Source organism: Thermostichus sp. MS-CIW-26, from assembly GCF_054059115.1.
The window spans coordinates 1-7,703 of the sequence record NZ_JBSSBV010000073.1 but is presented as its reverse complement, the minus strand read 5'-3'; the positions used below and the strand labels follow the sequence as shown (position 1 = coordinate 7,703).

Here is a 7,703-nt window from a genome sequence, read left to right as displayed (position 1 = left end):
GGTCTACTATATCCCTCTCAATGACTTTTGCCAAACCGCCTAAAGCTCAGTAAATTCAGCAAAGTTCAGGGTTTTGGGGGTTAGAGGCATGCTCTGCCGCCAGCCCTATTGCAAAAAGCTTGCTTGGAGCTGGCCTGCAAGGAAGGCTAGAATCCCTTACTATGGGTAATCCTCTCCAGCCGCTCCCTTAGCCGCACTGTGCCAGCATGTATACCATTTCCGACTTTGACCGCCTGATCCAGTTTCTCCCGGTGGAGATCCGCCCTGAAGTGCAGATCGAGATCGGCACCCCTGACCAGTCTCGGATTGTGCAGCCGCTGTGGCGCTTCCCCTGGCAGAAATACTCTCGCTTTGCCATTGACCTCAGCCGTTGGCAGAAGCTGAGCCCTGACCAGCAGAAGATCTACTTCTTGCGAGAAGCGGTGATGGCCACAGAGCTGGCTTTGGGGGATAACTGGTCGGCGTTGTTGCTGTATCCCGCCTTGATCGGGGCCGGCAGCATGGGCATTTTGGTAGAGCTGCAGATGGGAGATAACCTCGGCGTTGGCTTAGCAGCAGGCTTGGCCGCGTCAGCGGTGTTTCTGTTGCGCAAAGCGGAGAAAGGCCAGAAGGCCCAGGTGGCAGCCGACGAGTTTGCCGTGCGCTATGCCTCCCAGAATGGCTACACCTCCGAACAGGCAGCTTCCATTTTGCTAAGTGCGCTGCAGCAGGTGGCCATCCTCGAAGATCGCGTTAAAACTGACTACGACACCACCATGCGCCGCCGCAACCTGGAGTTTTTGGCGCAGCGGGGCCTGGGATCCGGCACCTTGACCATCAATCCTAAGTACCGCAACAAAGGCCAGAGCTCCAGCCCGAATCCTTTCCAAAACCCTTTCCAGCGCTGAGGCCTCTCAAAGCTAGTTAGGGATTGACTGGGCTTATTCTTCGTCCTCTTCCAACTCTGGAAGCTCCTCAGTTGGGGTAGACTTGATCGCCTCATCTTCTACAATCACAATTTCTGTATCGGGGCTGTAATACCGACGCACATCCCACTCCGTAATCCAGCGGCGAATAATTGACCGCACAGTGGTTGTGCTGTAGAGCTCAGGAAGCTGTGGCAGCGATGGGCGTACCCAATCGGGATAAGCTTTCTGGTAGAGATCCGCTACCCTATGCCACATGGATTGAATGGCCTCGCGGGCTTCTAAGCAGGAACTGAGAGGGGTAGCTTGGCTAATAGCCTCCATGCCGGCCTTTACGACTTCCTCAGACATATGCTTCTGGAGAGCTATCTTAGGTGCTTTCTCCCAATCTCCTTTTTCTTGTAGAATGACCCTCTCGAAATCGCGGGTTACTGCTCCTACGAAAACCAGCGGAGCTTTCTTTATTTCTTCAGGCAGGGTTGTTGTACCAAACAAGTGCCCAAGAACGCGGTACGACTTGACCCGCTGAAGAAGACTGTACTGGGCAATAAGCTCAATCTCATCCACCAAAACCACCAAGCCCCCAAACCCTATGGCCCGACATAGCTGGGCACAGAAGGCCAGGCGCTGCCAGTGTAGGCTTTCTGCAGGGGGTAGCTTGCCAATGGGATAAGCACCTGCCAAGCCGTGATCCCGTAGGCTTCGCCTTACCTCTGAGGACTTCAGAGTGGGCTCACCAGCCCAAAAGCGGACAATGGCGTCTAGCTTCTCGTCATCGCCTCCTAACCTTTGGTACAGAGCCAAGGTGGCCGGCCACCAGCCTGACCCAAACTGCCACTGGTTAACCCAAAGCTGGAACTCCTGGACAGAAGGCGAGGAGTACTGTAGCCGGGCTGCCATGCCTTGGATCCCACGCTCAACCATGTCAGGGAGCTCGACCTGGGCAAGGAGGCGGGGAATCAGGCGATTGGGGTTACCGAGGGGCAACTCTTTGGAGACGACAACTAGGGAGGTGGCAAAATTATTCTTCCTTGCTCGCTCCTGCAGGGTTAGTAGAAGATGGGACTTGCCTGTCCCAAAATCCCCCTTTATCAGCATTCCTGCAGGGCCTGAACTAGCACCCTTGCACAGCTCTTGAAAACCCTCCTCAATCTGAGACTGCCAAGAGCCAAGTTCTGCAACTGCGAACCGGTTAGGAACGCCATTTCGTAGGGCTTCAATGGCCCGCCTAGCTGCAATCGCTACATTCATAGAAGCTGCACCATAGCTGTGCATGGATTAGGCTTTTGAAGAGAAGAAACCTCATTCTCAATTCGAGTTTGCAAAGCTCGATATCTATGATAAGACAGACGCTCAGATTCAATAAACTCTGGAGGAGCTAAGAAAATTAACACAGTTTTTTCTAGTTCACTCTCCGCATCGATAAACTCACGCAAAGTCTCGTAGAGCTCAAGGATTTGTCGACTGGTAAAGTTAGGGCGTCCACTGGGGGTCCGCTCGTAGTAGTGAAGCAAGCTGACAAGGACTGCTACTAAGCCGGATCGTCGTGTAAATAGTCTTAAGAAAGAAAGTAGAATCTCTCGAGCATTTGTCCTGTCAATCTTTCGAAAAATAGCCGCTTCACGCACCCGGCTGATAGAGCTCAGCGTACCTTTAAGCCACTCTTGAATTGCAGAGCATAGACCTTCCAGAGTGCCTGGGCTTTGAAGGGGTTCGTAGACAAGTCGGACTATGGCTTTGCGAAAGTCAAGGGCTAGTGAGTAATCCGGAAAAATACCTCTCTTAATTTCCCGCTGAAACTCTAGTTTGATCTCACGGGCTTCAATCTGATAGAATTCGGCCAACTGCTCTAAAGTGCAGTCCTGCAGATCTAGCCTGGAAGGGTATCCAATTTTTTGGAGAATGTTGAAGCGCAGATCTTTGGCAAAAGTCTCCCAATCTACTCTCTGAGCAAGGGCAAACCAAAGCTGTTCGACTGAATGCAGCTTTAAGCACTCCTCTGTCAAATCAAAAATATGAAAGGAATACTGGTTAAGCTTTTCCAGCAGCGCTTTCCGCACCCAAGAGTAGGAATCTTTCGGAACAACGGCCAGCTTGACAGTGGCACCACCTTCAGGGATAAAAGAACGCAAGTAGTCTTCTTCCAGACAGCGCAGCCACAAATCAGGCTCTAGCCGACCCTGGCCCTCTTCGCTCATAGCTTCTCAAACTCCAAAAGATAGTAGGCGTGCTCCACCCCAGCTTCGTCTCGAATGCGGTAGTAGCGACCCGAGCGCGTGCCTGTAGACGCGGAGAAGATCAAGCGGTAGCCCTCCACATGGTTGGTGCCATTTCGATCCAAGAGGTAAAGATGCCGCGTAAACTCCACTTCGGTGTAGTCTGGGTTGTTGAGGTGGAGCACCTCGAAGACATCGCGAGCAGGTACTTGAAGAGAACGAGGCAGCTCTGCGCTTGACTTTCTCAAGTAACCCGCTGCAATTTTTGCCGCTTTCCAGATGCGTTCAAGAACTACCTCTGGATTAGTTTCTTTCCCTTTGGTCATTCTTGCTCGGAGAATCTTCTCTGCAATGGCACTGGGCCGTTGAGAGCGTAGAAGCTTGCGATCTATGCGCACTCCCTCCCTGGAAAAGCGCACTAAGGCGGGGAAAGCTACAAAGACATGGGGGCTTTCCGTAGGCAGCCAAGGCTGGCCGACTCGTTCTCCTACCTCGCTAGCAAGTTCTTCAAGAGAAGTTCTCTCCAAAACCTGCTGGGTTTGTTCAAGGGCTTGTCTTACCGTCTCCACCTGGGAAAGAGCCTCGCTGAGGACAGAGCTACAGCCTTGTAGCTGGCGGCTCAGGGCTGGAACTTGCCCTCCTTTACAAGCGACTTGGGCTTTCCCTGCGGTCTCCTTTGCTTTCTTAGTCAGGGCAAATAGCTTGCCTAGCTCGTCGTCAAGAGTCTTGAAGAGGGCTTCAATCATTAGTTTTTGGGCCTTTTCTTCGATAAAACTAGCATCACCAAGAGTTTGGGTGCAAGGCCTTCCCACCTCCGGCTCTTCAAGGCATGCGCAGCTCCCCTTCTACTTCTAGGCGGGTGTAGGGGCCGACGCGAAGGAAGCGCTCCCCCAGCATCTCGGCGGCGGCAGGCTGGATCCAGCCCATGCGCTGCAGCAGGTGCAAAGCCAAAGCATATTTGGCCCGTGCAGCTCCATCCTGAACCTTGATGGCCAGGCCCATGCCTTCCCCTACCCGGCCAATGCATTGGATCCCTTCAGCACCCGATTTGCTCACCAGATCCCCTTGAGTGGCCCGCATCAATTCCGTGTCGAAACACCCCTGTCCGGCCACCATCTCCGGGTGATGGGTCATGGCCCGTGCTACCGATTCCAAGTCGGGCCGCTCGCCGGCGGTCAGTTGGGCGAATAGAGAAGCCAGGTGGTTCAGTTGCAATTGGTAGGTGGGCACCCCACAGTCATCCCGCGCAAACAAAAACTCCTCCGAGGGCATTTGCAGCAAATCCGCCAACTTGGCCCGCACCAGCGCTTGCACCGGATGCTGCCGCTGGGCGTAGTCTGACAAGGTCCAGTTTTGGGCGCGGCTGGCCACGAGCATGCCGGCATGTTTGCCGGAGCAGTTGTGGCAAAGGGGGCTGGGCTTGCCGGGTGGGGTGGGGCAGACCAGCAAATCGGGAGACAGATCGGCCCGCCACAGTATGCTGAACACCTGCCGCGCATGAGCCGTGGTGCCCTGATGGGATCCGCACATGATGGCAATATCTTTCTCAGTGAGGCGGTAGCGCTCGCGGATGCCGGTGGAGAGCATGGCCAGCGCTTGGAAAGGCTTGAGGGCAGAACGGGCAAAGACGGGGGTGGTGCTGTTGCCGGCCATGGCCAGAGAACGCCCGCGGCTATCGGCCACGACAGCTTGGCAATGATGGATAGATTCGGTCAACCCCTCCCGCAAGACATGGATTAAGAGTTCGGGGGCGGTGGAACGATTCTCAAATGACATGAAAACCTGGGAAAGGGCTGACGAAGCTGGGAAAGAGGGTGTGTACTCTTCAAATCATACGCGCAGATCCTACGCGAGAAGTTGGCGGGATCCCCTAAAGTAGCAAAATGGAACCCTTCCGCTCGGATCCCTGACCTCTGCCATGTCCTCCAATCCCCTGGTGTTTTTGGTCTGTCACGGCAGCCGGGATCCCGATTATCAGCAGGCTTTGGCAGATTTGTTGGCCCGGGTGCAGCAGCAGCTGGCTCCCCAGCCGGTGGAGCTGGCCCAGTTGGAAGGTCAGCCTCTCACCCTGGCCGAACAGATTCAAGGACGGCTGGCAGCTTGGCTGGGCGCAGGCCGATCTCCCGATCAAGTGGTGCTGCTGTCGCTGTTTATGGGCGAGGGATCCCATGTGGAAGAGGATTTACCGGCTGCGGTGAAGCAGGTTCAAGCTCGCTGGCCGCGCCTGCCCATCCGGTTAACACCCCCCATTGGCCAGCACCCGGCCCTCCTGGATCTGTTGGTGGCTCGCATTCTGGCTCCACAGCCCTCTTGCTCTGCAACGCTCAGGCAATCCGGCGAACGGGCAGATGCCTGGATTGTGCTTGGCCATGGCAGCCGTCTGCCGGGGTTTGCCGCCCAGCTCCAAGCAGGGATCCAAACTGTGCAACGGCGCTTGCCCGAGATCCCCTTGCATGTGGCTTTTGCTGCCCAGTCCCCCACCTTAGAAGCGGTCGTGATCCATTGCTTGCGCCTTAGCCAGTGCCGTCTACGGGTGCTGCCGTTTTTTCTCTTTCCAGGCGGTCTGCTGCGCGCCCTACAAGAACAGGCTCAGCGATTACAGCGGGAATGGCCTCTGCTCCAAATCCAGGTGGAGCCGCCCCTCTGGCGGGATCCTCAACTGATGCAGGCCATTGTGGAGACACTCCAGGCTTTTAGCCCGGCGCTGGAATAGCCGAATCTTTCCCGTTCCCTCAAAATGGATATTTCCAACAGCAATGACGCGACCAGGACTTGAGATGGGCAAAGTGTACTTGGTGGGGGCAGGGCCTGGGGATCCAGGGCTGCTGACGGTGAAGGGAAAGGCGCTACTCGCCCACGCGGATGTGGTCATCTACGATGCTCTGGTGGGATCCTCCATCCTGGAGCTGATCCCGCCGACGGCAGAACGGATCTATGCTGGCAAACACTGCGGCGCTCACACCTTGCCCCAGGAGCAGATCACAGCCTTGCTGATGGAGAAAGCTCGGACGGCAGCCGTGGTGGTGCGGCTCAAAGGGGGGGATCCCTTCATCTTTGGGCGAGGCGGCGAGGAGATGTTGGCTCTGGTGCAGGCCGGGATCCCAGTGGAGGTGGTGCCGGGAATTACGGCGGGCATTGCCGCCAGCGCCTATGCCGGGATCCCTCTCACCCATCGCGACCTCAGCTCCTCGGTTGCTTTTGTAACCGGACATGAGGCGGCAGGGAAATACCGCCCTCAGGTCAATTGGCGGGCTTTGGCCGGGGCGGTGGAAACCCTGGTGATCTACATGGGCATGCACAACCTCAGCCACATTGCCGCTGAATTGTTGGCCGGAGGGAAAGCTCCCGATACCCCGGTTGCCCTGATCCGCTGGGGCACCACCCCTGAGCAAGAGATTCATCTGCTCCGCCTGCAGACTCTGGCTGGGCAGCCCTCGCCCGTAGCACCGCCTTCAATTGTTGTGGTGGGAGCGGTGGTCAGCCTGGCCAGCTTGTTGCCCACTTTGCGTCCGCCAGTCTCGTATTGCTCCGCAGCGCTTGCGCAACCGGAATCTCCATGAACGCCTTCTTTCGCAAGTTGGCTGCCCTCTTCTCCGCCTACTACGCCTACATGCTGGAGTACCGGGCCGAGCTGATCCTGTGGGTGTTGGCCGGATCCCTGCCCCTGATCATGATGGGGGTGTGGAGCGAGGCAGCCCGCTCAGGAGACTTCTCGCTGTCTGCTCTGGAGTTCATCCGCTACTTTCTGGCGGTGTTCCTGGTGCGCCAGTTCACCATCGTCTGGGTCATCTGGGACTTTGAGCGAGAGGTGGTCGAAGGCAAATTATCTCCTCGCCTGTTGCAGCCTCTGGATCCGGCTTGGCACCATGTGGCCAGCCACCTGATGGAGCGCTTGGCCCGTCTCCCCTTTACCCTGGTTTTAATCGCCCTTTTCTTCGTCCTCTACCCCCCTGCCTTTTGGATCCCCTCTTGGGCCCAGGCGGGGCTGGGATCCCTGGCCATTCTCCTGGCTTTTGCCCTGCGTTTCCTCATGCAGTACACCCTGGCGCTGCTGGCCTTTTGGGTGGAACGGGTGACGGCCTTGGAGCAATTCCATTTTTTGGTGTACTTGTTTTTCTCGGGGGTGATCGCTCCTCTGGAGGTGTTCCCACCACCCGTGCGCCAGGTCTTGGCCTGGACACCCTTCCCCTACCTGGTGCATTTTCCCGCCAGCCTCTGGGCAGGGATCCCGGTGGATATTCTGGGCGGCTTTGGCATGGGCCTGGCCTGGACGGGCCTGCTCTGGCTGGCTAACCGCTGGTTGTGGCGCAAAGGCTTGCAACAGTACTCGGGAATGGGAGCTTAGAGGGCCAGGTTCAGCTAGAAATCGCAGGAGCCCCGCACTGTACCCGTAGGGTCAGTGTCGGGAGGAAAGCGCTTTGATGAAGTACAATTAACTTATGAGCCAAGTCCTGACGGTCTCCTGTAAGCTCAAGGCGTCCCAGTCGCAAGCCGCCAAATTGGACGCGACGATGGAGGCTTTTGGCCAAGCCTTGAACTGGGTCAACCAGAACACGCCGGAGAAGATCGTCAACGCGGTCAA

The 7,703-nt window shown here is 56.5% G+C and carries 8 protein-coding genes and 2 pseudogenes; 5 read left to right on the top strand and 5 right to left on the bottom strand.

The annotated features are described in order from the left end of the window. Positions 1-206 precede the first annotated feature (206 nt). On the top strand, positions 207-887 hold the full coding sequence (locus ACVWZU_RS14015) for a DUF3318 domain-containing protein (protein ID WP_457445512.1): 681 nt from the start codon (positions 207-209) through the stop codon (positions 885-887). A 33-nt stretch (positions 888-920) separates the two neighbouring features. Here the strand turns inward: ACVWZU_RS14015 and ACVWZU_RS14010 are convergent, their stop codons facing one another. The 5 genes and pseudogenes from ACVWZU_RS14010 to ACVWZU_RS13990 form a co-directional block, all read right to left on the bottom strand. Continuing rightward, positions 921-1,805: a hypothetical protein gene (locus ACVWZU_RS14010; protein WP_457445514.1), complete on the bottom strand. Its 885-nt coding sequence runs from the start codon at positions 1,803-1,805 to the stop codon at positions 921-923. An 87-nt stretch (positions 1,806-1,892) separates the two neighbouring features. Next, positions 1,893-2,156: pseudogene (locus ACVWZU_RS14005) on the bottom strand (BREX system ATP-binding domain-containing protein); the annotation flags it as partial. Next, positions 2,153-3,103: a hypothetical protein gene (locus tag ACVWZU_RS14000; protein WP_457445511.1), complete on the bottom strand. Its 951-nt coding sequence runs from the start codon at positions 3,101-3,103 to the stop codon at positions 2,153-2,155. The pseudogene ACVWZU_RS14005 and the gene ACVWZU_RS14000, both read right to left, overlap by 4 nt. Then, a complete protein-coding gene (locus tag ACVWZU_RS13995) occupies positions 3,100-3,369 on the bottom strand; it encodes a hypothetical protein (protein ID WP_238376915.1) in 270 nt (89 codons plus the stop codon). Before ACVWZU_RS13995 ends, ACVWZU_RS14000 begins: the two co-directional genes overlap by 4 nt. 574 nt (positions 3,370-3,943) lie before the next feature. After that, the gene (locus ACVWZU_RS13990; protein WP_414424459.1) at positions 3,944-4,897 is read right to left on the bottom strand and encodes an asparaginase; all 954 of its coding nucleotides are present in this window, start codon (positions 4,895-4,897) and stop codon (positions 3,944-3,946) included. 142 nt (positions 4,898-5,039) lie between these two features. Here ACVWZU_RS13990 and ACVWZU_RS13985 point away from each other — a divergent pair, with 142 nt between their 5' ends. The 4 genes and pseudogenes from ACVWZU_RS13985 to ACVWZU_RS13970 form a co-directional block, all read left to right on the top strand. Continuing rightward, positions 5,040-5,834, top strand: a complete 795-nt coding sequence (locus tag ACVWZU_RS13985; RefSeq protein WP_011432672.1) for a sirohydrochlorin chelatase — start codon at positions 5,040-5,042, stop codon at positions 5,832-5,834. Between the two features lie 64 nt (positions 5,835-5,898). Further along, entirely contained in the window at positions 5,899-6,681 is a 783-nt protein-coding gene (gene cobA, locus ACVWZU_RS13980) for a uroporphyrinogen-III C-methyltransferase (RefSeq protein ID WP_011432673.1), read from the top strand. Beyond that, positions 6,678-7,466, top strand: coding sequence for an ABC transporter permease (locus ACVWZU_RS13975; RefSeq protein ID WP_457445508.1), 789 nt, complete (start codon positions 6,678-6,680; stop codon positions 7,464-7,466). The genes cobA and ACVWZU_RS13975 overlap by 4 nt, the downstream gene beginning before the upstream one ends. A gap of 94 nt (positions 7,467-7,560) precedes the next feature. Continuing rightward, positions 7,561-7,703, top strand: a pseudogene (locus ACVWZU_RS13970) (RNA-guided endonuclease TnpB family protein); the annotation flags it as partial.